Consider the following 25,794-nt stretch of genomic DNA (forward strand, 5'->3'; position numbering starts at 1 on the left):
AGCACCCTTCATGGGTGCTTTTTTCTATATCGTTAGCGTCGGGCCGTTCACACGCAGCCATTCTTTACGTTCCTCATAATCCGGCAAAATCGAACGTACCAGATTCCAAAAATTTTTCGAATGATCCGCGTAACGCAGATGGGCTAATTCATGCACAATCACATAATCAACAACGCGCATTGGGGCCAGAAAAAGACGCCAATTCAAATAAATCGCTCCCTGTGGTGTGCACGTTCCCCAGCGAAACTTCTGCTCTTTTACCGCAAGCTTCGCCGGCGTTACCCCTAGACGCTGTGCATAACGTTTCACCCGTTCTTCCGCTTTCACCTGCGCCCGCTGGATATACCAAGATTTTAATGCTTCACGAATCATAGGCACATGCTCTATATCATCGGCTGATGTTGGTGTTTCAATATAAAATTTCCCTTGATGAAATAACACTTTTACCTTATCGATATCTTGATTTTGTTTCACCTTAATTCGATAATACCGCCCTAAATACGGTAATTTCTCCCCACTAACAAATTCTAACGGAGCCGGTGGTCGCTTAATCTCATTCAAAGAGTTCCACTTATCTAAAATCCACGTTGCCTTCTTACGCAAAACTCGGTTTATTTCTTCCTGAACTAGATGATCGGGAGCTACCACTGTAACCCCCTCCATCCACTCTACAACAATAGAGATATCTTCTTTCCCTTTCACCTGCTGCAATGTGTACTCAATCGCTGTCGTTCCAAACTGAAAGGTAGGCATAAAACACGTCCCCCAAAATATCAAGTGATACCCCTATTATACAAGCCAGTTATCCACTTTTTCACTGGATTTATCCCCCAAAATCCCACTACATAAATACCGATGCGTCCACGCGATCATTTACCTTCGTACATACGCATGTCTATGTGTTGAAGAAATTTCCAATTTGAAAATAACAGACCTGAATCTCGAGTTAAAACGAATTCGTATTGTGAACAAAATAATGAAAGTAGTACCTATCTCGGAAGATTTTATTAGCCGAACTAGAGGATTAGTTGAAGTTTCGAGTGGGAATGGCAAAAAAAAAAAAGAAACTTTATGTTGCAGCATCTCCATATGTCTTTTATAGTCAACGATCACTGAAATTCTTACTAAGGGGCATTCAGCGAATGATTGAAAGCTACATCCTGCCGAATAAAAAGCTCACGCCCCATATGTTCCGGCATACGTTTTGTAAGTGGATGTTAAAAGCGACGAACAACGATATCGAGAAAGTGCGGAGACTCGCAGGTCATAGCAATATCGCTACAACATCACGATACAGCTCATTCGTTAAATCTACAATTTCTTTTCTTCGATCATCAGTTCTTCTTTGTTCATACGATTTTTTTACATAGAAGTATATTATTTAGAACTATGTTCTAAATAATCAATAAAAGTATAGAAAATTATTTCTTAACCTTTTCAATTAGTTTAATTTTCGTTATATATGAAGCTTCCCGCAAGCCGTCCGAAGAGCACAGGTCCTTTATGCGCCTAACAAGCAAAAATTACAATGGGGTGAGGCAAAGGAAGAAGCGTCCTCGGGAAGGAGGTAAAAAATAAAACGCATTTTTAGCCTGTTCCATTTTTTTAAATGCAACGGCCTAAAAATGCGCCAGGACAAGACTAAAGAATATTGCTTTTATAGCGAAAGAACCTCTCTTATCGTTCTAGTACGCTTGATCTTTCTCGGAATTTCTCTAATGATTGATATTTATCGGGATGGGGTTGTGGGTCAGGTTTTAATTGCAAGAACGGATTCTTCCATAAAGCATAAAATTTCACATCCTCCCGAATCCATTCCTTGGCTTTCTTCGGTTCTTTCCAGTCTTCTCGAATTTCTTGCAACGATTTCTTTGTGGCAAAAGTGTGCGTGAAAGTGCCTTTATCTCCTTCTAACTGTACGGATAGAATATGTAAATGATTCCTCTTTTCCAACAATTGAATCGCCTTCACTCTAAATTCTTCGTTTCTCACAAACTCGTATTGATGATTCCCGCGATCATCTCGCATAAACTGCATTTTCTCGGCCAGTGTGACTTCTTTGAAAAAACCCATGAATTTTGCATAATAAGGATTTTCTTTCTCCATTTCAAGAACATGAATCGGGCGATTCCTGATCGTTTCGTGAATATCAATTAATTGTATCTTCGTTTCTAAGGGCAAGCTGCCAACTTTTAATATCATTTGTTCCTTTCGGATAAGGGGAAAACGATGAGCTTTAATCACCCCTTTTAAAGCAATATCAGATCGATCGCTAATAATATTGGCAGGTACTCTTAATTCGTTTTCCTTTAATCGATAATAGGGCTGCTCTGTTTTTCCTCCTTTAGTAACAATGGCGTGGGCAGGAAGAGTGGCGTATCCGCCCCTGAAATTTCCGATCACAACAGCAAAACGGGTTTTCGTAGGGGCGGCGTGTGCTTCTTTATATTGAGGATTGGGATAGTCCCTCACTAACACAATATCTCCTGTACGAATGGACATCCAATCATTCTTATTCACGGATTCCCCACGCTTTCTTTATGGCGTCGGCTAATTTTTCTTCATCGTTTTCGTCCAACGCTTTTTCGATCTCTCTCACTGTTTCTTCTGGTACTCCTTCATCTACAGCTTCTTCTAAATACTCAACTAAGTAAAAAGCATACGAAGGATTCGGACGTCCTTCTTTCTCATGGATTTCCACCCTTGATTTTAAATAGTTCAAGGCCTCGTCAAGATACTTTTCTTCTTCCTCCGTAATTTCTAAGTCTTCGATCAGTTGCTCTCTTGTTTTATCAAAGGTCGTGTAACTCCATAAAAAATCATAATATTCGTCTGGGGTCATTTTGCAGAACGGTTTTGTCTTATCCATATTCATCACCTCATTATTAACGTTGCAGCTGCATCTCTTTATCTTTTTCGTTTTTATTGTTTTTGTCTTGATCTTTAGATGACTCATGTATCTGACGCAATTCTTTGATTCGTTCTTTCATCAACTCGTCAATTTCTTGGATAATGCCCTGGGCGACATGCTGAATCTCTTTCATGGCCTGTTTCGCCAACTGAATGTCTTTAGCCCAGGTCGCAATATATCCAGCGCTGTATGGTTCTGTGTCCAATCCGTAATATTTGGAGACGATAAATGCAACAGCTTCAGCTTGTGCTTCTTTGTGTCCTCTAGGCAAGTTTTGCATGTCACTGTCTTTATGATGCAATTGAGCGTGGGCGTATTCGTGAATGAGCGTTTTGAATTTCAATGAAGTATTTTCAACAGACGCATTAATACGAATAAGGTGCTTTGCTCGATCATAGTACCCCTTTGTATTCGGGTCGTCCAATACCTCTTCTTTCACCTCAATTCTGTTTTTATTCAAATGAGCCAGAAAATGCTTGTAAAGCGACTGAATGTGCTCGCTTTCTTTTAAATCTTCACGAATCAATTTTCGGATATCAAACAGCTCTTTTCCTTGGGTTTGGCTAATATCAAAGACGTTGACAAAGCGAAAACCTTTTAGAATTTCTTTCTTTTCCATCACTGTTCGCCCCTTTTCATCACGGACAGGCTCGTTCGTTTCAGGGTCAATTTTGGGTTGCAACTTCTTCTCGAAGATCGGCGCAAAAATCTTAATGGCCTTTTCGCCTTTTTGAACGTGTCTGCCAAGCTCCTGCCACGCTTTGTATCCCATAACCAACGTGGCATTTGGTTTCTGTGATAAAATCATCATGACATTGTGAAGGCTGTACTTTGGAAACCGCGCAACCACCTCCAAGTATCGTTGAAACTCTCCGTTCTTGAAAAGGCGTTCAATGGCTTGATCGACTTCTTTTTGGATTTTGTTCAGCTTTTCTTTGTATTCATTCGATTGTTTGTAATAACTCACGATTCATCCCTCACTATGGCGTACAGTGGCTCATACAGTTTTTTCCCGTTCTCTTCATATTCCAGATACCCTACTATCTCATAATCAATGAGAAATTCTCCTGAAGGAATCTCAAAAAGGGTCTTAAGACCCGGCGGCTTAGTGCGATAAATCGGCTTTTCGCTGCCCAGGATTTCGTGGTACTCGTACATAATTGGTCATCCTTTCTTCAAATGGTCTTGGTTTATTGGAATGTGAACTGGATTTCCCCTTTTTGGAGTGTCAAATAGGCGTCAAAGGACTTTTTCCCTTTGAATCCCTTGATCTTATTGGTTTTTCCCTTTTCACAAAGCTGCTTAACGTGTGTCTTAGTGATGTTTTTTCCTAAAATGGACTTCGGAAATGTCTGCTTACACCCGTTGGTATACTCTGTACATCCGTAGAATGTCTTTCGATCGACAATGTACCCTTTTTGACAACGAGGGCATGGAGCGATCGTATTTTCCTTCTTGATCTCTTCAAGCGCCTGTTTGGCATCGATACGTTCAACATCCTGAGAAGCCTGTTGAATCAGTGCATAACATAGCTTTTTCGCCTGTTCGATAAACACCTCTTTCGATCGGTTGCCTTTCCCGATTTCTTGCAAAAAAAGCTCCCATTTGGCCGTCATTTCTGGTTTGGATAGGATAGTTCCTTTGACTGCTTCGCAAAGGATTTCTCCTTTCTTCGTCACAAACACTTGGTTTTTCTTTACTTCGATTAGTCGCCGTTGAATCAAGGTATCAATAATGGCTGCTCTTGTGGCTTCGGTTCCTAACCCCTCAACCTGATTCAGCGCTTCTTTCATCTCCTGATCTTCTACGTACTTTCCGGCTGTTTTCATTAGTGTAATAAGCTGTCCTTGGGTATACGGCTTTGGTGGTTGAGTCATCCCTTGTTTAACGGAAATATCGGCTTTAGCCGATTCTTCTTCTTTTACTTCAGGTAAAATAGCTACTTGTTCCCCTTCGCTTTCTTCGTCTTTTTCGTTTTGATACAGAGCCTTCCATCCCATCTCTTTCTCTGTTCGTCCTTTAGTGACAAATTCTTGTTTTCCAACAGAAGTAATGATGACGGTTTCGTCATAAACATAATCAGTCATGAACATAGCCAGGGCGCTTTTTAAGATTTCGTAATACACTTCTTTTTCGTCAGACGAAAAAGTTTCAAACGCCTTAGTGTCAGGGACTTTTTCTGTTGGAATAATGGCGTAGTGATCGCTCACTTTCTCTGGATTTACATAGCGTTTAGAAGGCTGAAGCGAACGAATAGGAACATGAATGCCTAGACACTGTTGATATTGGTCCACATGCTTTTGTAAGTAGGTGTATTCTTCCTCGGTGATATATTGCGAATCGGTTCGAGGATACGATACATATCCTTTCTCGTATAAAGATTGCACAAGCTCCAATACTTTCGTTGGACTGAACTTTTTGGTTCGGTTGAGCTTGCTTTGCAGCGTCGATAAACTGTGCAGTTTCGGAGCTGGTGTTCGTTTTTCGCTGATTCGTACGCTCTTAATCACTGCTTGGTACGTCTGTTGCTCTTTCGTGATGTCGGGACGGACAGCTTCGTACAATTCATCGGGAGACGAAAAACGCTTGTTCAGTTTCCCCCGGTATGTTCCGTTCTTAACTGTAAACTGCCCCTCTAGTTCATAAAACGGTTCCGGCCGAAAGTGTTCAATTTCTTTTTGGCGATCATAGATCAGTTTCAAAACGGGAGTCTGCACCCGTCCGACGCTAAATACATCCCGGATGCCCTTTTGCTGAAGAAGCAGCGTATAGAGCCGACTAGCATTCATTCCTACTAGCCAGTCGGCGATCTGTCTCGCCTGGGCTTCATGAAACAAATGGATGGTTTCTTTCCCGTCTTTCAGTTCAGCAAACCCTTTTCGAATGGCATTTTCGGTTAGAGATGATGTCCAAAAGCGCTTAATCCGTTTTTTCGAGCATCCGGCCATGAGGATAAGCAGACGAGCGATATTTTCTCCTTCCCTGGCTGGATCGGTCGCAATAATGATTTCATCAGCCTCTTTAAGCAGCTTCTTAACGATTTGAAACTGTTTGGCTTTATCCTTCGACACTTTGTACTCAAACTGCCCAGGAATAATCGGCAAAGTGGCCAAGTCCCATTTTTTCCATTCCGGACGGTATTCCTCTGGCTCTTTTAGCTCGACTAGATGGCCAATTGCCCAGGTCACTGTTGCCCCGTTCGGAAATTCTTTACACGACTGAATAGAAAGAAAACCGTTTCCTTTGGTATGTGGAAACGGTGATGCGAGTTTTCGTGCCTGGTCGGGTTTTTCTGCAAGAATGACGATCATGAAAGCATCCCCCTATCGATTTCAAATTGGCAGCTCGTCGGCGATTTTCTGATTGCTTTCTTCTTGCTCTCCTTCGCTGTCATCGCTGAATTCGCTGAATTCTTCAATGATCTCCATTAAGTCCTCCTCGGTGATCTCATCTTCCATTTCATCGAATGCGTCTAATTCTTCCTCAATTTCATCTAAAATCGATTGTAGTTCTTCTGCTTCTCCCACTTCTTCGGATTCGTTTTCTTCATCTTCGTTTTCATCCTCAACGTTGCCAAGTAATACCCTCAATTCCTCTTCGGTAATCTCTTCGTCCTCTTCGTCTTCGTCAATCTTATTGATCTCATCGATCATTTCGTTAAGCAATACCACATCCGACTCTTCTAACTCTTGCTTGACTTCTTGGATGTCTTGGGCAGCCGAATCTTCTTCATCCCATACCCATTCTCCATTCCACAACGGCGCAGTATATCCTAAACGGCTTCGGTATTTTTCATAGTTGCTCAATAAATCGCCGTAAATATCGAACTGCCACGCTTTTTCTAGCTTCATCGGGTAAGCCCCAGATACGAATAAATAACAAGTGTTTTTGTCCATGTTCATAAGTTCGCCCGGCGTAATCAATGAGCGCTTTACATATTGCTCTGAAATGCTTTTGCTGCCTTCCTTACGTCCATAGGAAGCACTTTTCTGTTTGTGCTTCACCGTAGTCTCTCCGGCGAGTTCGCTAAAGTATTTCGCTGTTTTCGTGTCTTTCGTTCGCAGAAACAACTGAGTATCGTGGTTATTGATGATCGAACGAGCCATTTCCGGGCCATATCGTTTTTTGTCCTCTAGCTGTCCGATGTCCTGGATAATCGTCATCATGGCCATACCAAGTCCGCGACAGGTTGCCAATACTCGCGGATATTTGTTGATCGTGCCGATGTTGGCGAATTCGTCCAACAGAAAGATAGTGGGAATCAGTAACTTCGAGTGATTCTTGTCAGCAATGTCGTACAGAACAGCGATCAACTGTTCAAAGAACGTGGCGGTCAATTGAACAAACGGGTTTTCATCCATGCGAATCTTGATGTACAAAACGGATTTTTCTTTCTGCAAGTCATGAAATTTAAAATCGCTCTTAGCAGTCATTTTTGCGATCTTTTGCATTGCGAAAATGGAGATTTGTTGCGCCAAGGTCGCCATAATGCCAGCTCTAGTGTTTCCACTGCTCATGTTTGCAAGGGTGAACATATGATACGCTGGATGGTCTGGGGACATATTTTTAATGATTTCATCCAAATATTCTTCATCTTTTCCTGCTCTCGCCACCATTTCAACGACATGGCGCATATTGGCCTTGTCTTTGTATTTTTCCTTCACGTACAGGATGAATGCTGACAGAAAGGCGACAGCTGATTCACTCCAGAAATCGCGTTTTCCTTCGTCAACCGAGTTAGAAGCGATCGTATTAGCAATTGCCCTAGCATCCTCATCATCTTCGACGTAGTCTAATGGATTGTATCGATCGCAATTAGTGAAATTGATAAAGTCCACTTGGTAGACTTTATAGCCCTGATCTCGCTTGATCTGATGGGTAGCTTCGTATATCTCTCCTTTTGGGTCCGTGACAATAATCGTTTCTTCCGTATGGTTTATCATGTTCGGGAAAACAAAGGATTGACCTTTCCCCGATCCCGACGAACCGATTACCAAAACATTTCGGTTATCAATCGTCGTGTTTTTTGGAATGATGAGAAGCTCCCGTTTTTTTGGTACTTTCCCTACAATAATTCCTTTTTCCATCTGAAAAGCGTCAACAGGGTCTGTCGTATACGAGTTGTTTTTCGAGAACATCTTGCCGTCGATGACTTCATCCGGCGTTCCCCACCGGGAAGTTCCATGCAAGCCAAAGTCGCTAGCATATTCTAACTTCGGAACAATAATGGATGACCGAAAAGTGTATAGCAGCGCTGCTAAAATCACAAACGGAGCCAATGAGAAAACCGTTTTTAAGTTCTCTTCCGTATAAACAAACGTGATTAACTCTTTCGGTCTTAATAAAATTTCTTTTAAGTCGCCTCCGTTCCCGATCATATAAAACAATCCCATCAGAACATAGGCAGCTATAACGGTCAGCACAACACTAGCGAATATCGGCTTCCAGGCATCTTTTTTTAAGTTCATCGTGATTTCCTCTCCCCCTTAGCGTTCAAATTCTTGACCACGATATCTTCTGCGTTGCCGTTTCTTCGTTGGATCTTTCTCATATTTCTTGCGATCATTCGCTCGTTGCGCTTCTTCTATCGCTTCTAACAAGCCATCAGCCACATGTTGCCGGTATTGATACTCCATAATCTGTGCTTCTGTTTCAGGTTTTGGCATACGTTCGAGTTTTTGTTGTTCGCTAACGTGGATACGGCGTAAATCTGCTTCAAAGTCTTTGCTGCTTTCGCCGCGTTCCACCAGCTCATGCAACCGCAACAAGGCTGCCGTGTTCGTGATCGATACATCTCTGCCGTAATGCTCGCTCAAAATGGCTTGCAAGACGGCTTTGTTTTCCTCAAGCTCCTTGCTCATCTTTTCTTTTCTTAACATGCATTGCTCGATCTTCCGGCTCGCTTCAAAGGCCTGCTCAAAGTCTCTTACCTTCAACGCCTCCATGCGCTCTTTTGATTGCTTTTGAATCGTGCGATTCAAAACGAAGAGACTTTGATACATGTTTCGGGTTTGCTCCGCGAAGGTCGGCATCCGATGAATCTCTTGCTCTTTCTTCGCCGCATAAGCAGGAATTTCACTCTCTGGCAACACACCCCCTGTGTCCTTAAAGTATTGAACGGCATGATATTTTTCTTCAATCCGGAAGTCAGCTCCGGCATGAGGATACAAGACTCGGAACTCTTCTTCTGTTAGCCGTTTTTGCACTTCCAGTGCTAATTCGGCTTTCTTCAGAACAGCTTCGTATTTGGTTAACTCGTTTTCAAAGGATTTCTCCATCTCTTTAAGTTGAGCGATTTTTTCTCTTAGTTGCTCATTAAATTTTCCTGGATGGAAGCCGTACTGAATCACTTGTTTTGGTTCTTGCTGATACACATGATACGCCTTATTGATGACATTCTTAAGCGCTCGCAGCTTCAGCTGTTGGCTTTCGATTTTTTTCTTCCAATTGCCTTCGGCCAGATCATGATACACACGTCTTGCTACAGCAAAATCAACATACGATTTTGCTCGCTTGGCAACCAAAAGTAACGATGCTTTTTCTACATCGTTTAAAGAGGCATTTTTACGAATGGATTCGATCGTTTCGTTTAATGATTTTTCTTCTTGATATTCAGAAATGGATACAACTTTTTCCTGTTGTTTTAACGCTTTTAGTTCTTGATTAATACGTTGAATTTCTTGATTCAATTTGCCGTAATATGTAACCGGCTCATACGGTTTTCCTTGCTTTTCAGCTTCTCTTTTCATTCGTTGTTCATATTGATACGCCTCACGAGAAAGACGAATTTGAGGTACTTTATCAATTCCTTGTTTCTCATAACTTTCATGAGAAACTCGGTCATTGATTCCTTTTTCTTTGAATTTTTCGTTGATCCGATCGGCGAAATTTTTTCTCCATTTCAGAAGCGTTTCTTTATCATTCCAGTTTGTTAAATGAACGGATTTTCCATTCACTTTTTTACGTTTCTTCCCCCACGTTCCATCTTCATTAAACGGACGCATCGTTAACATGATGTGAGCGTGTGGATTATGTTTTTTATCACGGTGAATGGCGATGTCTGCTACCATTCCTTCATCTGCAAAATTCTCTTTACAAAAGTCCAAAAGTAATTGCGTTTGCTCTTCATTGGTTAATTGTGTTGGAAGAGCGACGATGATTTCTCTAGCTAATTGAGCGTTATGTTGTTTTTCAACTTTCTCCACTTCGTTCCATAAACGTTCGCGATTGTAGACCCAATCCGGAGCATGTTTTGGCGCAAGAATATAAGTTTCTGGAGGAACGTCACGACGGCCGTATTTTTTCGTTAATCCATCCCGTTCTGAATACAATGCTTCTCCACTTCGATAGGCAGCACAAGCAACGGCTGAACGATTTGATTTACTAATGATTTGTGTACGGAATAGAAAGTATGCCATCGTCATTCCTCCTTTCTTAGTTTTTTTAGCCCCTGCGGGTCATTTGTCGAAGACAAACTTTTTATCGAGCGAAGCGAGTTCCCATTTACCCCTGAAAGGGGTATAAATGGGCACTCATTTCATTCGTGACTTCATTATACCACAATTTTCTTATTTTTGATAGACATAAAATTCCTCATCATGTAAAATATTCTTAAGAAATATTCAAAGAAGAAAGGGTGAATGAAATGGCAAGAAAAGACCCTTTGTCCAGAGCACAAGAGATTGAGGAACAGATCAAAAAATTGCAGGAGAAGCAGCGAAAATACATCGAGCAAGCTCAAAAAGAAATCGGTCAATATCTAATGGAAACATGGGATATTGAAGATATTGAACAGGCGAAATTGTTGATTGACGAATTCAAAGAAGAAGCAAAAAAATATTTCAACGATGAACACAACGCGGAGGAATCCAATGGACAAGAAACGTCCGATCAGTGATCTGCAAAAACGAATTGAACAACTGGAAGAAAGAAAACGACAAATATTAAGATTGGCAAAAGAACGTGAACGTAAAAAAAGAGCGCATCGGTTGATACAAACCGGCGCACTAGCGGAAAAGTACTTTGAATTGGAACACTTGACAATCCCAGAACGAGAAGAATTGTTTAAGATTTTCGCGAACTACATTAACGAAAAAAAGCCGGATAAATTTAAGAAAAAAGAATAAGGAGGCCACGGTTAAATATGGACTCCCGAGATCACATCAACCAAAGTTTGTATGAGATACTTGAAGAGATTTTGGAAAAGGCTAAACGGTCACGAAAGTTAAATCCTCCCTCTCCTGAAAAAAGCGAATTGGAAGAAACTAAATCAAACGAAAAATCACTTAAAACTTTACTGAAGGCAAAAGAAAACCTGAACGATCTTAAACAGAAGCTGATGGAAAACCCGAAAAAGAATAAAAAAGAATTGGAACGTCTACAACGCATAGAATCGAAACTAGAAGTGAGCATTCGAAAAGCAGAGAGACGAGAAATCGCAAGAGCGCTAACTTCGTTAAAAAAAGACCCAAAACGAACCGTTTTTCGTTTAGTGGAAGCTAAAGACAGGTTAATGATTTTAAAAACAAAACTACAGGAAAATCCTCGGCGATACAAAGCCGAATTGCAGCGAATGGAGAAACTGGAACAACGGCTGAATCAAAAAATCGAAAACGCTCGGTTAAAAACACTTAGAAGAGCCATCATGTATATTGAAAAAAATCCTAAACGATACAAGGAAGAGCTTCAGCGAATTGGAAGCAAGACTGAAACAAGAGTTAGAAGAAAAACGAACGCAGGAAAAAGCTAAAACTAAAGAAAAGGATTTAGAGTTAATCCGATGATCCTTTTCTTTTATACACCAATCTGAGAAGCCGTTTTTTAGGTAATTTTATTTTTGCTTCTGTTAAATTTTAATGTTGATTTTTAAACCACAGAAAAAGACCGAAATCAATCGGTCTTTTTGTATGTTCACCTCTCTGATCCTCTTTCTATTGCTTTCCATTCATTCCGATAATCCTACCTATTTTATAAATAGATGAATGAATAAAACATTCAATTTGAATGAATATAGAATGATAATACCCCTAATAAATGAATAATGAATTTAAAATAAATTAAATATGAATTAAAAATAATAGTGAATCTTATATAAATTAAATTTGCATTTAAAATACATTCAAAAATATTTATTTTTTAAATTCATTTTGATTGATTATATAACATTAATGCTTTATAATGTAGATAAGAATTAATTATAAATTTAATTTGAATGTAAAATGAATTATTAGGGGGAGTTTAAATGAAATTAGTGGTGGCTAATGATATTGGGAATTCGGAAACAAAAATGATCGTGAACGATACGCTCATAAAACAACCATCGGTGGTCAAACGTCTGTTATCCAAGCCAAATGTGATGGAAACAAATGTGGAAAAAAACATTGCTAATTTGTTGGATGAATTGATTGTTCATGTAACAAGTAACGCTATTAAACGAAGTGGCCTATACTTCATCGGAAAACGCGCCAATATGACGGCCGATAAAGTAGAAAATATGAATATCAAATTAGGGAATAAATCCAAACACGATATTCCAGTCCTAATGACGCTATCGATGCTTGCTGCTCGATCAGTTCAATTAGCATATCAAGAAAATCAAGAGCTTCCTCCATCAATTTCAGTAGATGTCTCAATGACAACAGCAATCCCTGCATCAGAATATAGTGCCGATCAAGCCAGATACCTTGAAGGACGTTTCACTAGCAACGATCATGTGGTGATTGTATATGTCGGAGAAACTCCTGTGACCGTCACACTCCATTTTCAGACTGTGAAAGTCACTCAAGAAGGCATTCCAGCTCTATATGCCTTATTGGAAAGTGAAAATGAAATTCTGAAGAATTATAACGAGCACTATAAAAAACAAGCTGTGCCAAAAGATTTCGCTAACAAACGAATTCTCCATGTGGATATTGGCGATGGAACAACGGAATATATCTATACTGTTGGAATGAATCCTGTAACAGATGTTTGTTCAGGGAAAAAACGAGGAGTGGGTCATGCCACGGAAGAAGCTACTCAATTGCTGAAAGAGGAAGTTGGCGGCTTTTTGAACCTAAACCGCCAGCAGTTTATGGACATTTTTAGAGATCCATCCCATCATCTTCACGATTTAGCCGTTCGCTTCATGCAAGAAGCACGGTATTCGCAGGCTCAACGTATTCTAGAAGACATTCAAGAAAAATACAGCGACATCGCCGGAAACGTGGATGTAATTGCCGTGTATGGTGGAGGCAGCATCCAGTTCAAAGAAGAGCTATATGAGGAGCTATTGGGCTTTGCAAATACCGTACACTGTGAAGTCCTTTGGATTCCAGAAAAATATGCCGTGGACATGAACGTAAACGGGTTGCATGTCATTAACGAAAAAATTCTATTTAAGCAACACGCTTGATCGAGGTGAGTGATCGTGGCAAAACGAAAAATCGTCACTTGGAGGGTGGCTGACACCCCTCAAAGTGACTTGATTAATGAATGGCTGGACAAGCAACAAAATATTCAAGTCTCTCTTACTAACATTGTTTTACACATGATTAACCGTTTCGGAATCAAAGACATCATGGATTACGATATACAAAGAATACTATATCAAGAGTTTTCTTCCGGTACATCCAAAGAGAACAGAACAGTCTCAAACCAAAATGAAGAAGCAGAGAAAGCAGACAATGAAGAGGCAGAGAAAGTAGCCGCGAAATCCTTAAACAATCCAGACCCGAAAAAAGACCGAGATAAAGAAAACCAAGATGATGATAATGATCTCTATAAAAACATGGATATAAACAATCTTTTCTAAACAGGCTGACCAAGGTTTTGACCTTTAGGTCAGCCTGTTTTATATTCACTATATTTTCCATTTCAGAGTTTGGATTAACTCCCGAATCGCTGCTGATTCGGTAATATTTTTTGTCTGACAATATTGTTTCAACAACTGATAACTCTCATCGTCCAACCGGACGGTTACACGATGCGATAGCGTATTTTCCTCTTTAGGGCGTCCCTGTTTTAGCTTTTTCCGTTCATACGTTAAATCATCATATACCACGACATCTAAATATCCAAAGCGATCATAAATGTTTTGATTTTTCCGCACGAATTCTTCCCACATTTGAGGAATCTCACGAATCAGGCGCAAATATTCTTTTTGTAGCTCCCATTTTTCCTTTTCTGTAGACGGTCGGCATTGGGCAAACTGGGATAAGATCAATACCTGAAAATCATGTTGTTCATAGCAACGGCCTTCCTTCATCAGACATCCCCCCTTTCCTAAAGCAAAAACATTTTTTGTCTGACATTATTTATTTTGATTATAATCCCCCTTTATAAATCGATCAATATTTTTCGTCAGACAAAAAATAAAAACAAGTCACCCTGCTGGTTATTGTCGTTAGATAAAATCACCAAGCGAAGTGAGAACCCATTTCCCCTGCAAAGGGTTTATAAATGGGCCACTCACTTTGTTCGCGATATCCTTATGACCGATATTTTTTTAACCGTTCCTCTAATTCTTTCCGCTTCTGTTCGAAATCATCTATGCTTTCTGTCTCGTTCTGACTATAGTCCATGTTGAGCCAGTCAGGTATCATCTCTTTTCGGACTGCCGCTTTCCCTAATGTTTTTGCATCTGAAGATGATGCAGGTCTTTGGTATGTATCCATTCCTTTCTTTAAGCGGCGTTTGATGCTACGGATTTTACCGGTCGTTTCTGTTAACACATGATCCAAAATGCTAGCAAACTCGTATTCATTAAAACTTTCTTTATTTGCGTTGTAGACAACAGAAATATCAAAAATCGATATATTATCACCAACCAACCGATCTAAATTGCGTAACAATACCTGCTTAATGGATAGTGGCAAATCACATTGCTCAATCTCTTCTCTGGTTGATTGGTAATTTTCATTTGTAATTTTCATTTGTAATTTTGATTGGTTATTTTCCCCGGAACTTTTAGTACCGGACCTAGCGGAACTTTTTGTTCCGGTAGTAGCGGAACCTTTTGTTCCGGTAGTAACGGAACTTTTTGTTCCGGTAGTCGTCTTTTTCGGTTCTGTTTTCCAATAAATTTTCTCGGTTGGCTTGGCATCTGGAAGGCGTGATTCGCCTGCTAATTCCAATACTCGATCAATCAGCGGCTTTAGGTTGTAAACGGCATTTTGTCGTTTACCATCCACGTAACGATAGCCGATCTTGATAAGTCCTTTTTTCTCTAATCCGTCTACAATTTTGCGGACGGCACGTTCAGAGATCCCACCCAAGTATTTTCCGAGTGTTTCTTGCGAAGGATATGGATCACGGGAATCGTGTTTAAAAGTGGCCAAAACGCAAATAAACTGAAATTCTTTCGGTGTCATTAATTCCGATGCATAGCGGATGATTAGGTTCGGAATAGGAGTAAACCCTTCGTCGAGAATCGGTGTCCCCCAGATAACTTCAACATGTGTCATTTCTTTGTTAAATCCGTCATTAAACATAAAAAAATCCTCCCCTTGTTCTTCTCTCTATAGAAACGGGCAGGATAAGGCACTAAAGGTAATATTCGGTTTAAAAAAACAGATAGAATGCTATTGTTTTTTTGACTCTATCTGCACTATAATGAAAATATGCAAAAACCGAATAAATGGGCATAGTAGTGCCTTATACCTGCAGCGTCACGCACCAAGGGCGGCCAACCCAGCGTGGCGCTTTGTCCTTTTATATGCATATTATAGCACTGTCTAAAAAGGATTGCAGACAGATTTTTGCAAATTCCTTATTGCAGGAGTCGAAATTTGAACTAATGTGAGAGAAAAAGGGGAACGCAACTTTGCGTTATCCCCTTTTCAAATGGTATAATACATGTGCCTGTTTTTTATTGGAAAGCCGTAGTGTCCCCAACACTGCGGTTTTCTTCATTTTCAAGCGGTTTGATCTCTGGAGCGAATGAAACAAGAATGAGTTTACCCATTTTACCATCATTCCTCCGTATAATCCGCATAACTAGTGAAGGAGAGCAATTTCAAATAACGATAGCCATGGATGAACCCCTCAACGAAATGATCTTCTGCTTCAGCTGCCATAAGAGCATACAACTCGTCAGTAAAGTCTTCGAGAAGCTATTTTTCTTGCTCATTTAACACACTTTCCAATGCTTTGTACTTTTCCTCAACGGCCAAGCGGCTCTCCTTGGTGTACTTGGAAGTCACTATATTATTACCTTCACGCGCTAAAACCTCAATAGCAACACCTTTAAGCACTTCCACCATGCCGGCATCGTAACAAGCTGCTCCAAATTTAAGGGCATAATCAAGACTTACTCGATGCGATTTAGCGATTTCTGCAATCTTGCCGGCTGTAACCATAGTGTCCATAAAATCTCCCCCTTGTTTTAGATTAAGAAGTGGGAATATCCCACTTCTTAAGGACATTGATTTATCAAATTTTCGATACTTTTAATCGCTTCGTCTAAAATCTCTCTACGCGATTTCCCTTCTCCGCCATGCAGATAACAGTATCCATTAAGAGTGGGGCGGTTGCTGCATTGCTCCCCATTTTTTAAAACGTGAAGACATTTATACGATTCGCTTTTAGTGACCTCTGATGACTTATGTAAATCAGAACGGCGAACCGCTCCTCTTATGTTTACCACGTCTCCATACGTTAAAATTAAATAAAGTTCATATATGGCTCTGTGTACTTTATCTTCAACGATTTTTATTGAACACGAATGGAAGTAATCGCAAAAACGGGATGTATTAGTGAAACCCTTAAAATGCGCTTTGATTCTTCTGTTTAAATTATCAGTCTGACCAACATAGATCGGCACGTTCGATTCGGTATAAAACACATATATACCGGGTTTTTTGGGGATTTTTGATAATTCATTACGTTTTACTGTTAGATCAAAATCGACACGAATATCGATCAAAAAAATCACCCCCTATCATTTTGTTAACTATACAAGGTAAATATTTGTCATATTTTGTTGAAAATTAACACAATGTTGTTACTTTTATACTACTTTGTGAACTCGAAACTTGTCAACTATTTTTTAACAAAAAGATAGGATTTTTTTGTATAATTGTGTTAAAGATTAACACAAAGAGGTGATAAGATGATTAGAATAAAATTAGCGGAGTTGTTGGGTAAACATAAAATGAGGGTTACTGATCTTGCTGAAGAAATTGAAGTGCATAAAAATACTCTTTATCGGTTGTACAATGAATCTAGCACACGCGTTGATTTAGAGGTTTTAGAGAAGATCTGTGATTACTTTAAAATTGAATTGAGTGAGCTAATGGAATATGATCCCCAATACATCAGACCGTCTGCAGAAAGGAAAAAAACATCCTCCAGTTGAGGGATGTTTTTTTCTTTTGCATGGCTGCCGTGGCCAGAAATTTGAACATCAAAGAAACAACTTTCCGATCAGCTATCAATAACAATTCTCTTCGAGTGGCTGAACTTGTCAGGATATGTGAAATGATGGGATATGAGCTTGTGATGCGAAGTAAAAACCAGTAAAAAATCATCCCTCATGTAAAGGATGGTTTTTTATTTCAAATAACCACGAAATATGTCGTTATATGGTAAATTAAAATCAAAAAATAGGTCTAGGGGGCTGAATTTAGTGTCAGAGAAAGAAAAACAATCCGACAAAGAAAGGCTATCCGACAAAATTGATACAGTATTTGCAGCATTAAAGCAGGAACTTATGTATTTCCACGATAAAGATCCGGAATATGCGGAGAAAATGGTGGATTGGTTTCTAGAAGTGGCGATTAAAAACCATATTATCCATCGGTATAAAAACGATCCAAGCAAAAAAGACAAGGAAATGGTACGAAGAAGACGTGCTAGGGTATATTACATCGATTTTGGTGTAAATGTCGGTTCTGAATTCAATTATCCTCATTTTTGCGTTGTAGTAAAAGAGTTTAAATATCACGCGCTCGTAGTTCCACTCTCCAGTCTGGATGAAGATGATACACAAAGCTGGAAACTCGATGAAGAAAATATGTGCGTTGAGATAGGAGAAATTAAGGACCTCCCATTCGAAAAGCCGAAAACTTACGCTTTAGTTGGTAAAATGAGAGAGGTTAGCAAACAACGTTTAAGCGATTATAGGCATCCAGAAACAAAAGAATTCGTTAAGTTAAAACTCACTGACGATCAAATGGACAAAATTGACGAAGCAATCATCAAGTTATGTACAAAGAATAAAAAAGAAGAGACGAAGGATAAAACAAATTTGCAGGATCAGAAGGATTGATTATAAGTACAATTAAAACGCACTTAAAGCTACTTAAAGCTACTCAAAGTTACTCAAAGTTACTTAAAATTACTTAAAACGATTAAAACGTATTGCTTTTTCAGTAATATTTTATTACAATATGGACATAAGAATAAATGAAGGCTCTAACGCCGACTTGAATTTTAAAGGCCTTTGCGCCGACTTGAATTTAATAATATTGCCCTTAGCGGCCTAAAAGGAAAAGCCGTCCCGTTTGTGGACGGCTTTTTACGTTTTATTCGTTTTCCCTTCCAACTTGTCCGCGATCGCGAACAGTTCTTGCTTGATCTGCTTATTTAACTCAATCGGGACATGTACTGTCGTTTTTTTGTCAATGATGAACGAGAAAGGCTCATTTTCGTCAATAAGTCGTGCTATCGAACGTAGTCCAGCAGCTTTGAAGCGGCCTTCTAACATAAATCCGGCAATACTGCGCATATAAAAAGCGTCGCCCACAAAATTCCCAACAATGATTTTGAATTGATCGTTCACAGACATTCTTTTTCCTCCTCACAATTGATTCATTTTCCTAATAAGCTCTTCTTTCGTCGGGTTTGTATATAACAGCGTCGTGTGAATGTTGGAATGGCCCGCCTGATTCGCGACCTCGTGAACACTCATCCCGCTATGGATCGCATGAGAACAAAAGAAGTGCCGCAAATCGTGCGGAGTAATATCCTTGCCGATGCGTTCCGAGTACTCTTTAAACAGTTTATTGACGGTTGTACGGTCCAAACGTTTATTGCGATTGCTAACAAAAAGGTATTCACTATCAATTCCTTTTTCTTTCCGTTCCTTCAACCATGACTGGAGAGCGGATTTAACCTTGTCGTTCATAAATACCACTCGATACTTATCTCCTTTGCCGCTTCTTACCGTGATTTCTCTGGAAACAAGGTTGAAATCGCTCATTTTTAGGTTGAGCGCCTCGGAAATCCGCAATCCGGCATACGCCAAAAGCGTAACTAACGCATAATTGCGTTTATTGCCGCTATCCAGTACCAATTGCCGGAATTTCTCGACATCTTTTAGTTCCACTTTGGCCAACGAAGCGTATTGTTGTTGCACCTTCATGTAGTCCTTTTTTGTTAGGACCATATCCCGCTGCACTTTCGTTTCGATCAAAAACTCATTGAATTTGACCAAAGCATTTAACTTCGTATTGATCGTCTTCGGCTTGGCATTTTTGACGGTTCGCAGGAAGGAAATGTACTCTTGGACGTTTTCGCGATGAAGCTGTTTAAATTCCACTCCTTTAGATTCATCAAACCATTTCAAAAATCCTGACACCGACTGCAAATAGCCTTTAATGGTATTTTCGCTTTTCCCTTCTTCCCGTAAATATTGTTCGAATTGTTCCAGCATTCCCCTCACCTTTGTAAACTATGTTGAATTTATTTTGCGCACTTTATTTATAAACTATGTTGAATTTTACAATTAAATATTATCATCATCACCATCACTATTCAACATAGTTTATATTATGTTGAATTATTTTTTAGCGGCTTTGGCGAATAAAGTTGCGGATATCATAAGCTTCATCAGGAAAGAAAATATTTCCGTTGCAGGATACCTACCACCACCAATAGAATGATTAACATAACAGCGTTATAACGGGAGGTAAGCGTCATGACAGATGATATAAACGAAGGACAAATATTGATGGGGCCCAGCGACGTATGTGCCTTGCTCGGCATAAAGGAGTCCACCTTGAGAAAGTATGCCCTCATCCTCCAAGACGCGGGGTACAAGTTCCACGTCAACGACAAGGGACAGCGGGGATACTTTCAAAACGACGTTATAGTTCTAAAGCGGTTCATGGAGATAAAACAAAGCAGCGATATGACGCTCGAACAAGCGGCGGAAGCAGTAATGGCATGGGTTCGGCAATCTAATATGGCGGTCAGCGTTATAGAGAAAAAAACGGAATCGGAGCGTTATAACGATGATATACAAGCGCTAAAAGAAATGGTCGCCAAACAGAACGAGTTGCTAAAAGAACTCATGATGAGGCTGGATCAGCAACAAAAATACATAGAGGAAAACCTAAAGAAAAGGGATGAACTTCTTATGCAGTCCCTAAAGGAGTCCATGGAGACACGCAAAATGATCGCGGCGGCCAAAGAGGAAGAAGGGAAAAAGAAAGGGTTTTGGGCCCGTCTGTTTGGTAAATAAGTCTGTTCATCAAATTGATGAATAGTTAGGGTCTGGAATCCGCAAATTGCGGACTCGCATCAAATACCATAACGGTGATATAACGCTATAAGCGACACAATTAAAGAGGGTGTCCCCAAAGTTGAGGACACCCTTAAAATTTAGGAGAAAATATCGGAGCAGAGCAAGGCGAATATCGCCCGATTATCGTAGTATCCAATGTTTGCCGTTATCCGAGTAAATTCGCTTCGGCTTTCCGTATCGAAGCAGCGCTTCTTTGGTCACGATCCGCAACCCGTCAAATTTCTCGGAAGAGAAAAACTGAGCGTACGGCACGACCCGCGAGCAGTCATCGATATAGGCAATCAAAAACGTTTTTTGCGCTTTTCCGTTCACACGAATATACGGACCGTGAGACAAATCCCCCTGCCACAATTCATTGACCTGATAGTACGCGAAATGTTTTCCTTCCGACCTTTTCTATTTAGAGGAAATTTTTTATTTCTTCTCGCATAATCAGCTCTAAGTAAAATGCTTCACACAAAATTTTATACATCATCTTTCTAATGGACAAAAGGCCAAATCAGCACCCGTTCCTACTCCAACAAATAGAACATTCTCGCCATCTCCAAAAGGAAATTCATGAAATATCTGTTTTCGCGCTGAATAAAACACACCTCTATTAAAAAATAAATCATAAAAAGGAGCCCAACATTTATAAATAATCCGATTCCATTTGTTATTCATTTTCTTTTTCTCCTTTTTACATGGCATTTGAGCATTGATTAAGTCAATTAAATAAAATCCATAAATTCTGCACAAATTCAAGATAATATAAAAAAAGTAGAAATATACGGTATGTTGAAAAAAGCTTAAGAGTCTTTAAACAAGTATTTTTTAACAGTTTAATCACTGAACATAATAGAAATCAAGGAGGGTAATATGGATAGATGAACACAAAAAAAATTCTCAAAATGTTAATTGCACTTTTTGCGTCTACTATTATTGCGGCAGGTTGTAGCGCACAAAATGGAAATGACTCAAAAAAAGCAGAGCAATCAATGGAGCATAGTCAGCATAGAAGTAGTCAATCGAATGGAGCAAGCAATGACAAGGAAAACACAGCTATAGTTGTTCAAGAACCGAGTGTATATAATGAAGAAGCGAGTAAAAATCTTCTTACATTGTCAACAAAAAACATTACTCGATTAAATACTGATGATCCAGTTGAACTTTCGGTATTAGTATCACAAACGGTATGGCCGGCTACTCATAAAGAAAATCAACCAAATGGGATTATCCTAGCTCCCCTTGAAAATTGGCAAGCAACATTGGCTGCAGCTGATCTTATTCATCATCCAAATAACGGACCTATTTTATTTACAAAAAACAATACAATTCCAAATCAAGTGTTGAATGAAATTCAACGTTTAAATCCACTTGGGATTAAAGACGGTACACAAATTTTTGTTATCGGTAACTTGCCGAAACAAGAGTTGGATAAACTAAAACGTTATAAAGTTCAACAAATTAATGAAACCGATTATGCAGCATTAGCACAAAAAATTGATCAATTGTATGCTGAAGTAGCAGGTAAACTACCAGAGAGTGTCATCATTGGTTCTTTTGAGGAAAAAGCAAAACTTTATACGATTCCTGCGGCCAATTGGATTGCTCATATGGAAGAACCGATTTTATACGTTAGTCAAAATAAAATTCCGAAACAAACAGAAGAAGCATTGAAAAAAAGAAAAGGAAAAGCGAATATCTACATTTTAGGTCCTCAGTCCATAATATCAAAGGAAGTCGAAGAGAAGTTAAAAGAATTTGGAAAGGTTACACGAATTTCAGGAGATACTCCAACTCAACAGTCTGTTGCATTTGCGACTTTTAAAGATAAGAAAACAGGATTTGGTTGGGGATTAAACAATCCGGGACACGGTTTATCATTTGTTTCGACCAAATCTCCTGAAATGGCATTAGCAGCAGCGCCTTTTTCGCATTTAGGAAAACATGCGCCACTTATTTGGCTTGAGAATGGCGAACTTACCCCAGAAGTTTATGAGTTTATGGCTACCTTAAAACCAACGTTTGAAAACGATCCAACTGTAGGACCGTATAATCATGCTTATTTATCCGGAACAGAAAAACTGATTTCGTATCAAACGCAAGGGGTTATTGATGAAAAGCTTGAAATTGTTCCAGAGAGTGGAGAAGAGCATGGCAGTCATTAAGAAAAAATTGGAGAATTTTTCATTAACCGTACAGAAACGCATCTGTACGGTTTTTTGTTAGTTCAAACTAAAGCTTTTTCTCCCGTCCCATATTAACTAACTGTAGATGAGCAAATTCGCTAACATAAATTTACAACCAAACAAAAAAAGAGACATGAACCCGATTCCTTGATTAGAATAGATGTGTCACCAAAACTATTCACAAGGAGGTTCATGTCTCATGAATAGATTAGCACATCATCAAGGAATCCACAAGTTTTTCACGATGTTGGGGTTGGCCCTTTATTTTTCAAAACCTGTCATGAAGCATCTCGTTCATATCGTGGATGCGCTGACCACCAAAGGATTTGCGGGAACATTGACCGATCTTCATCATTGGAGCTTTCATCCGAACCACCGCACGACACTCAGCCATTTTTTCACGAAAAGCCCTTGGGATGAAGAGACGCTGCTTCGCAAACTTCAACAGTGGATGCTTCGTCGTGTCGAACGCATCGCCAAACAGGAGAGTCAACCCCTTTTTGTTTCGATCGATGATACGATTTGCCAAAAAACCAAGCCTTCGTCACAGGCAACGCACGCCATTCAAGGGTGTGATTGGCACTATTCTCACACAGAGAAAAAGTCGATCTGGGGACATTCTCTCGTTTGGCTCATGGTTCATACGATGACCCAGGCTTTTCCCTTTGCGTTCCGCCTCTACGACAAGGCGGCTGGGAAAAGCAAGGGGGAACTCGCGATCGAGATGCTTTCTTCTTTGGATGTACACCGTCCTGTTTATGTGCTGATGGACTCTTGGTATCCATCGCAAACGCTCGTGGAAGCTTGTCTGAAAAAGGGATTCCACGTAATCGCAATGCTCAAGGCCAATCGGCTTCTTTATCCAAAAGGCATTGCGGTTCAGGTGAGGGAGTTTGCCCGCTACATCGAACCGAAAGACACTCACCTCGTCACGGTGGGAGAAGAGCGTTATCGGGTTTATCGCTACGAAGGCTCTCTCAAAGGTCTCGATGATGCCGTGGTGCTGCTCGCTTGGAAAGCCGATCAGCCGATGACATCGGAACATCTTCACTGCGTCTTGAGCACCGACCGGGATCTAAGCGATGAAGAGATCTTGCGCTACTATGCCCAGCGTTGGTCGATCGAATGTTTTTTCCGTCAAGCGAAAGACCAGCTGAAACTCGATGGATACCGCGTTCGCGGACGTCGGGCGGTGAAACGCTACTGGATCTTGGTGCAGCTTGCTTACGTGTACAGCATGTTCGAGTCGAACAGCGATTTTTCTGATGGGCTCGATCTTCTGCGCAAGAGAAAAGGACATAGCCTCGTGGAGTTCATTTACCGTGCAGCGAAACAAAATATTCCCATTGATACCGTGAAAAAACAGCTCCACGTGGCATAAGGGGTACCCTGTTTGTCTCTTTTACATGGTAATTATTGTAATTAAAATTGCTCAACTACAGTATGGTAATATAAATATAAAAGCAAACGGTGGGATAAAAAGATCAGATTCAATGGAATCCGATCTTTTTATCGCTGGTAAGAATGTTAGTGACAGGCTTTGCTTTTTTTTATTTGTTTAGAAGTCGACATCTAGACCATAAAACGCTGCGATATATAATTTTTTCATTTCTTCTACAGAAGTTTCACGCGGATTTGTGCTTGTACAAGGATCTTTTACGGCATTGGCCGCCATTTCATCCACGTGTGCGGTGAACGTTTCTTCGGACACTCCGTATTCTTGAAGTGTATTTGGAATATTCATCTTATTATTCAAGTCACGAATCCAAGCAATGAGTGAATCCACCAATTCTTTGTTGTTTTCCCCATTCAGACCGAGCCGTTTGGCAATTGCTGCATAACGTTCCTCGACTACCGTGCGATTAAATTGGATTACATATGGTAAATAAATCGCATTGGCACATCCATGCGGAATGTTAAATATTGGGCCGCTTTTGTGTGAAAGACTGTGCACATTTCCTAGCACCGCGTTAGCAAATGCCATTCCAGCCATCGCCTGAGCGTAATGAACTTGTTCGCGGGCTTTAGCATCTCCGTGGTAAGAAGCAAGAAGATTTTCTTTCAGTACTTGAGCTGCTTCAATAGCCAAGGAATCTGTGAAAATCGTACGAGGCTTTGCTACGTATGCTTCAATACTATGTGTGATTGCGTCCATCCCGCTGTAGGCTGTAACGTGCTTCGGCATGGATTGGACCATAATCGGATCAATAATCGCCATGTCTGGCGTCAGTTCAAAATCAGCCAGTGGATATTTGACCCCTGTTTCTGCATCAGTAATAACCGATAAATTGGATATTTCTGATGCACTTCCGCTTGTCGTTGGGATCCCCACGAACTTTGCCCTTGTGCGTAAGCGTGGCAGGCTAAATGGACGTGTCGCTTCTTCAAATGTCAATTCTGGATGTTCGTAGAACAACCACATCGCTTTTGCCGCATCCATTACTGACCCGCCGCCAATCCCGATCACCCAATCTGGCTGAAAATCATTAAGAATGCGCACTCCTTTTTTTACCATTTGGGTTGTTGGTTCTGTCGTAATTCCATCAATCACTTTTGTTTCTATATTGGCCTCTGAAAGAAGTTGCTGAATTTTATCAAGATTTCCGTTTTTCTTGACGGAGCTGCCGCCAATGACGAGGGCAGCTTTTGTTCCTTCCAGTGTTTTTAAAACATCGAGAGCATTCTCTCCAAAATAAATATCGCGAGGAATAGTAAAACGATTCATGCTGCTCCCTCCAGTACTCGTGATTGTTTACAGATGCTAGTATAATGTGTATAAAACTTATTGAGAAGTACGCACTTTATTATCATGTAGTGATAAAAATATAATATAGTGTAAAAAAATATACTTAATGACTGTAGTTGAGCAATTTTAATTACAATAATTACCATGTAAAAGAGACAAACAGGGTACCCCTTATGCCACGTGGAGCTGTTTTTTCACGGTATCAATGGGAATATTTTGTTTCGCTGCACGGTAAATGAACTCCACGAGGCTATGTCCTTTTCTCTTGCGCAGAAGATCGAGCCCATCAGAAAAATCGCTGTTCGACTCGAACATGCTGTACACGTAAGCAAGCTGCACCAAGATCCAGTAGCGTTTCACCGCCCGACGTCCGCGAACGCGGTATCCATCGAGTTTCAGCTGGTCTTTCGCTTGACGGAAAAAACATTCGATCGACCAACGCTGGGCATAGTAGCGCAAG

Annotated in this window: 26 protein-coding genes and 3 pseudogenes; 11 read left to right on the top strand and 18 right to left on the bottom strand. The window is 40.2% G+C overall.

Going from position 1 to position 25,794, the window contains the following annotated elements; genetic code table 11:
* Positions 1-24: 24 nt before the first annotated feature.
* Positions 25-753, bottom strand: a complete 729-nt coding sequence (locus BDD39_RS16060) for a M48 family metallopeptidase (protein WP_166912529.1) — start codon at positions 751-753, stop codon at positions 25-27.
* A gap of 85 nt (positions 754-838) precedes the next feature.
* Here BDD39_RS16060 and BDD39_RS16065 point away from each other — a divergent pair.
* Positions 839-1,370, top strand: a pseudogene (locus BDD39_RS16065) (site-specific integrase); the annotation flags it as partial.
* Between the two features lie 307 nt (positions 1,371-1,677).
* On the opposite strand, the gene BDD39_RS16070 reads toward BDD39_RS16065, so the two are convergent.
* Genes BDD39_RS16070 through mobQ form a run of 7 tightly spaced genes read right to left on the bottom strand, consistent with a single transcriptional unit; the run spans position 1,678 to position 10,335 of the window.
* Entirely contained in the window at positions 1,678-2,520 is an 843-nt protein-coding gene (locus BDD39_RS16070) for a hypothetical protein (RefSeq protein WP_341801509.1), read from the bottom strand.
* Positions 2,513-2,869: a hypothetical protein gene (locus BDD39_RS16075; RefSeq protein ID WP_243846113.1), complete on the bottom strand. Its 357-nt coding sequence runs from the start codon at positions 2,867-2,869 to the stop codon at positions 2,513-2,515. Before BDD39_RS16075 ends, BDD39_RS16070 begins: the two co-directional genes overlap by 8 nt.
* A gap of 16 nt (positions 2,870-2,885) precedes the next feature.
* Complete coding sequence (locus tag BDD39_RS16080) at positions 2,886-3,878, bottom strand: ArdC-like ssDNA-binding domain-containing protein (protein WP_060476342.1); 993 nt, start codon at positions 3,876-3,878, stop codon at positions 2,886-2,888.
* On the bottom strand, positions 3,875-4,069 hold the full coding sequence (locus BDD39_RS16085; RefSeq protein ID WP_008881725.1) for a hypothetical protein: 195 nt from the start codon (positions 4,067-4,069) through the stop codon (positions 3,875-3,877). The genes BDD39_RS16080 and BDD39_RS16085 overlap by 4 nt, the downstream gene beginning before the upstream one ends.
* A gap of 32 nt (positions 4,070-4,101) precedes the next feature.
* Positions 4,102-6,222, bottom strand: coding sequence for a type IA DNA topoisomerase (locus BDD39_RS16090; protein WP_166912533.1), 2,121 nt, complete (start codon positions 6,220-6,222; stop codon positions 4,102-4,104).
* A gap of 21 nt (positions 6,223-6,243) precedes the next feature.
* Positions 6,244-8,379: a VirD4-like conjugal transfer protein, CD1115 family gene (locus BDD39_RS16095; RefSeq protein ID WP_166912535.1), complete on the bottom strand. Its 2,136-nt coding sequence runs from the start codon at positions 8,377-8,379 to the stop codon at positions 6,244-6,246.
* A gap of 18 nt (positions 8,380-8,397) precedes the next feature.
* A complete protein-coding gene (mobQ, locus tag BDD39_RS16100) occupies positions 8,398-10,335 on the bottom strand; it encodes a MobQ family relaxase (protein WP_341801510.1) in 1,938 nt (645 codons plus the stop codon).
* Between the two features lie 221 nt (positions 10,336-10,556).
* Here mobQ and BDD39_RS16105 point away from each other — a divergent pair, with 221 nt between their 5' ends.
* The 5 genes from BDD39_RS16105 (at position 10,557) to BDD39_RS16125 (ending at position 13,703) form a co-directional block, all read left to right on the top strand.
* Positions 10,557-10,808, top strand: a complete 252-nt coding sequence (locus BDD39_RS16105) for a hypothetical protein (RefSeq protein WP_166912538.1) — start codon at positions 10,557-10,559, stop codon at positions 10,806-10,808.
* Positions 10,783-11,037 (top strand): hypothetical protein, encoded by a 255-nt coding sequence (locus BDD39_RS16110; protein ID WP_042385881.1) that lies wholly within the window; start codon positions 10,783-10,785, stop codon positions 11,035-11,037. Before BDD39_RS16105 ends, BDD39_RS16110 begins: the two co-directional genes overlap by 26 nt.
* Positions 11,038-11,054: 17 nt before the next feature.
* Positions 11,055-11,660 carry a hypothetical protein gene (locus tag BDD39_RS16115; protein ID WP_243846114.1) on the top strand — a complete coding sequence of 202 codons (606 nt, stop codon included), beginning with the start codon at positions 11,055-11,057 and terminating at the stop codon, positions 11,658-11,660.
* Between the two features lie 492 nt (positions 11,661-12,152).
* Complete coding sequence (locus BDD39_RS16120; RefSeq protein ID WP_166912540.1) at positions 12,153-13,304, top strand: ParM/StbA family protein; 1,152 nt, start codon at positions 12,153-12,155, stop codon at positions 13,302-13,304.
* 15 nt (positions 13,305-13,319) lie between these two features.
* Complete coding sequence (locus BDD39_RS16125) at positions 13,320-13,703, top strand: hypothetical protein (protein ID WP_341801512.1); 384 nt, start codon at positions 13,320-13,322, stop codon at positions 13,701-13,703.
* Between the two features lie 48 nt (positions 13,704-13,751).
* Here BDD39_RS16125 and BDD39_RS16130 read toward each other — a convergent pair whose 3' ends face one another.
* From BDD39_RS16130 to BDD39_RS16145, 4 genes are all read right to left on the bottom strand, one after another.
* Positions 13,752-14,156 (bottom strand): ribbon-helix-helix domain-containing protein, encoded by a 405-nt coding sequence (locus tag BDD39_RS16130; RefSeq protein ID WP_166912544.1) that lies wholly within the window; start codon positions 14,154-14,156, stop codon positions 13,752-13,754.
* A 223-nt stretch (positions 14,157-14,379) separates the two neighbouring features.
* Positions 14,380-15,381, bottom strand: a complete 1,002-nt coding sequence (locus tag BDD39_RS16135) for a helix-turn-helix domain-containing protein (RefSeq protein ID WP_061579627.1) — start codon at positions 15,379-15,381, stop codon at positions 14,380-14,382.
* 621 nt (positions 15,382-16,002) lie between these two features.
* Positions 16,003-16,257 carry a hypothetical protein gene (locus BDD39_RS16140; RefSeq protein ID WP_166912546.1) on the bottom strand — a complete coding sequence of 85 codons (255 nt, stop codon included), beginning with the start codon at positions 16,255-16,257 and terminating at the stop codon, positions 16,003-16,005.
* A gap of 47 nt (positions 16,258-16,304) precedes the next feature.
* The gene (locus BDD39_RS16145) at positions 16,305-16,814 is read right to left on the bottom strand and encodes a GIY-YIG nuclease family protein (RefSeq protein ID WP_166912548.1); all 510 of its coding nucleotides are present in this window, start codon (positions 16,812-16,814) and stop codon (positions 16,305-16,307) included.
* Positions 16,815-17,000: 186 nt separating this feature from the next.
* Between BDD39_RS16145 and BDD39_RS16150 the strand changes: the two genes are divergently transcribed.
* Both BDD39_RS16150 and BDD39_RS16155 read left to right on the top strand, forming a co-directional pair.
* Positions 17,001-17,246: a helix-turn-helix domain-containing protein gene (locus BDD39_RS16150; protein WP_166912550.1), complete on the top strand. Its 246-nt coding sequence runs from the start codon at positions 17,001-17,003 to the stop codon at positions 17,244-17,246.
* A gap of 270 nt (positions 17,247-17,516) precedes the next feature.
* Positions 17,517-18,158, top strand: coding sequence for a type II toxin-antitoxin system PemK/MazF family toxin (locus tag BDD39_RS16155; protein WP_061579630.1), 642 nt, complete (start codon positions 17,517-17,519; stop codon positions 18,156-18,158).
* A 249-nt stretch (positions 18,159-18,407) separates the two neighbouring features.
* Here BDD39_RS16155 and BDD39_RS16160 read toward each other — a convergent pair whose 3' ends face one another.
* Positions 18,408-18,677 carry a hypothetical protein gene (locus tag BDD39_RS16160; RefSeq protein WP_061579442.1) on the bottom strand — a complete coding sequence of 90 codons (270 nt, stop codon included), beginning with the start codon at positions 18,675-18,677 and terminating at the stop codon, positions 18,408-18,410.
* 12 nt (positions 18,678-18,689) lie between these two features.
* The gene (locus BDD39_RS16165; RefSeq protein WP_061579443.1) at positions 18,690-19,544 is read right to left on the bottom strand and encodes a tyrosine-type recombinase/integrase; all 855 of its coding nucleotides are present in this window, start codon (positions 19,542-19,544) and stop codon (positions 18,690-18,692) included.
* A gap of 264 nt (positions 19,545-19,808) precedes the next feature.
* Between BDD39_RS16165 and BDD39_RS16170 the strand changes: the two genes are divergently transcribed.
* A complete protein-coding gene (locus BDD39_RS16170; protein WP_166912552.1) occupies positions 19,809-20,354 on the top strand; it encodes a DUF3967 domain-containing protein in 546 nt (181 codons plus the stop codon).
* 201 nt (positions 20,355-20,555) lie between these two features.
* Here BDD39_RS16170 and BDD39_RS16175 read toward each other — a convergent pair.
* Positions 20,556-20,804: pseudogene (locus BDD39_RS16175) on the bottom strand (DDE-type integrase/transposase/recombinase); the annotation flags it as partial.
* Between the two features lie 90 nt (positions 20,805-20,894).
* Positions 20,895-21,080, bottom strand: a pseudogene (locus tag BDD39_RS16180) (SAM-dependent methyltransferase); the annotation flags it as partial.
* A gap of 203 nt (positions 21,081-21,283) precedes the next feature.
* Here BDD39_RS16180 and BDD39_RS16185 point away from each other — a divergent pair.
* Both BDD39_RS16185 and BDD39_RS16190 read left to right on the top strand, forming a co-directional pair.
* Positions 21,284-22,567, top strand: a complete 1,284-nt coding sequence (locus BDD39_RS16185) for a cell wall-binding repeat-containing protein (RefSeq protein WP_166912554.1) — start codon at positions 21,284-21,286, stop codon at positions 22,565-22,567.
* A 220-nt stretch (positions 22,568-22,787) separates the two neighbouring features.
* The gene (locus tag BDD39_RS16190; protein WP_166907872.1) at positions 22,788-23,969 is read left to right on the top strand and encodes an IS701 family transposase; all 1,182 of its coding nucleotides are present in this window, start codon (positions 22,788-22,790) and stop codon (positions 23,967-23,969) included.
* A gap of 177 nt (positions 23,970-24,146) precedes the next feature.
* Here the strand turns inward: BDD39_RS16190 and BDD39_RS16195 are convergent, their stop codons facing one another.
* Together BDD39_RS16195 and BDD39_RS16200 are read right to left on the bottom strand one after the other, a co-directional pair.
* Complete coding sequence (locus BDD39_RS16195) at positions 24,147-25,313, bottom strand: iron-containing alcohol dehydrogenase (RefSeq protein WP_166910144.1); 1,167 nt, start codon at positions 25,311-25,313, stop codon at positions 24,147-24,149.
* A gap of 192 nt (positions 25,314-25,505) precedes the next feature.
* The coding region (locus tag BDD39_RS16200; protein WP_166912556.1) for a transposase at positions 25,506-25,794 on the bottom strand (289 nt) is incomplete at its 5' end.

Source organism: Saccharococcus thermophilus (assembly GCF_011761475.1).
GTDB classification, from domain to species: Bacteria; Bacillota; Bacilli; order Bacillales; family Anoxybacillaceae; genus Saccharococcus; species Saccharococcus thermophilus.

What these genes read in the sequence shown, in the direction of transcription:
- BDD39_RS16115 (WP_243846114.1), top strand. Translation starts at nt 11,055, where the DNA reads ATGGACTCCCGAGATCACATCAACCAAAGTTTGTATGAGATACTTGAA.
- BDD39_RS16120 (WP_166912540.1), top strand. Translation starts at nt 12,153, where the DNA reads ATGAAATTAGTGGTGGCTAATGATATTGGGAATTCGGAAACAAAAATG.
- BDD39_RS16135 (WP_061579627.1), bottom strand. Translation starts at nt 15,381, where the DNA reads ATGTTTAATGACGGATTTAACAAAGAAATGACACATGTTGAAGTTATC.
- BDD39_RS16150 (WP_166912550.1), top strand. Translation starts at nt 17,001, where the DNA reads ATGATTAGAATAAAATTAGCGGAGTTGTTGGGTAAACATAAAATGAGG.
- BDD39_RS16185 (WP_166912554.1), top strand. Translation starts at nt 21,284, where the DNA reads ATGAACACAAAAAAAATTCTCAAAATGTTAATTGCACTTTTTGCGTCT.
- BDD39_RS16075 (WP_243846113.1), bottom strand. Translation starts at nt 2,869, where the DNA reads ATGGATAAGACAAAACCGTTCTGCAAAATGACCCCAGACGAATATTAT.
- BDD39_RS16190 (WP_166907872.1), top strand. Translation starts at nt 22,788, where the DNA reads ATGAATAGATTAGCACATCATCAAGGAATCCACAAGTTTTTCACGATG.
- BDD39_RS16090 (WP_166912533.1), bottom strand. Translation starts at nt 6,222, where the DNA reads ATGATCGTCATTCTTGCAGAAAAACCCGACCAGGCACGAAAACTCGCA.
- BDD39_RS16140 (WP_166912546.1), bottom strand. Translation starts at nt 16,257, where the DNA reads ATGGACACTATGGTTACAGCCGGCAAGATTGCAGAAATCGCTAAATCG.
- BDD39_RS16110 (WP_042385881.1), top strand. Translation starts at nt 10,783, where the DNA reads ATGGACAAGAAACGTCCGATCAGTGATCTGCAAAAACGAATTGAACAA.
- BDD39_RS16195 (WP_166910144.1), bottom strand. Translation starts at nt 25,313, where the DNA reads ATGAATCGTTTTACTATTCCTCGCGATATTTATTTTGGAGAGAATGCT.
- BDD39_RS16085 (WP_008881725.1), bottom strand. Translation starts at nt 4,069, where the DNA reads ATGTACGAGTACCACGAAATCCTGGGCAGCGAAAAGCCGATTTATCGC.
- BDD39_RS16060 (WP_166912529.1), bottom strand. Translation starts at nt 753, where the DNA reads ATGCCTACCTTTCAGTTTGGAACGACAGCGATTGAGTACACATTGCAG.
- BDD39_RS16160 (WP_061579442.1), bottom strand. Translation starts at nt 18,677, where the DNA reads ATGTCTGTGAACGATCAATTCAAAATCATTGTTGGGAATTTTGTGGGC.
- BDD39_RS16130 (WP_166912544.1), bottom strand. Translation starts at nt 14,156, where the DNA reads ATGAAGGAAGGCCGTTGCTATGAACAACATGATTTTCAGGTATTGATC.
- BDD39_RS16095 (WP_166912535.1), bottom strand. Translation starts at nt 8,379, where the DNA reads ATGAACTTAAAAAAAGATGCCTGGAAGCCGATATTCGCTAGTGTTGTG.
- BDD39_RS16105 (WP_166912538.1), top strand. Translation starts at nt 10,557, where the DNA reads ATGGCAAGAAAAGACCCTTTGTCCAGAGCACAAGAGATTGAGGAACAG.
- mobQ (WP_341801510.1), bottom strand. Translation starts at nt 10,335, where the DNA reads ATGACGATGGCATACTTTCTATTCCGTACACAAATCATTAGTAAATCA.
- BDD39_RS16170 (WP_166912552.1), top strand. Translation starts at nt 19,809, where the DNA reads ATGACAGATGATATAAACGAAGGACAAATATTGATGGGGCCCAGCGAC.
- BDD39_RS16165 (WP_061579443.1), bottom strand. Translation starts at nt 19,544, where the DNA reads ATGCTGGAACAATTCGAACAATATTTACGGGAAGAAGGGAAAAGCGAA.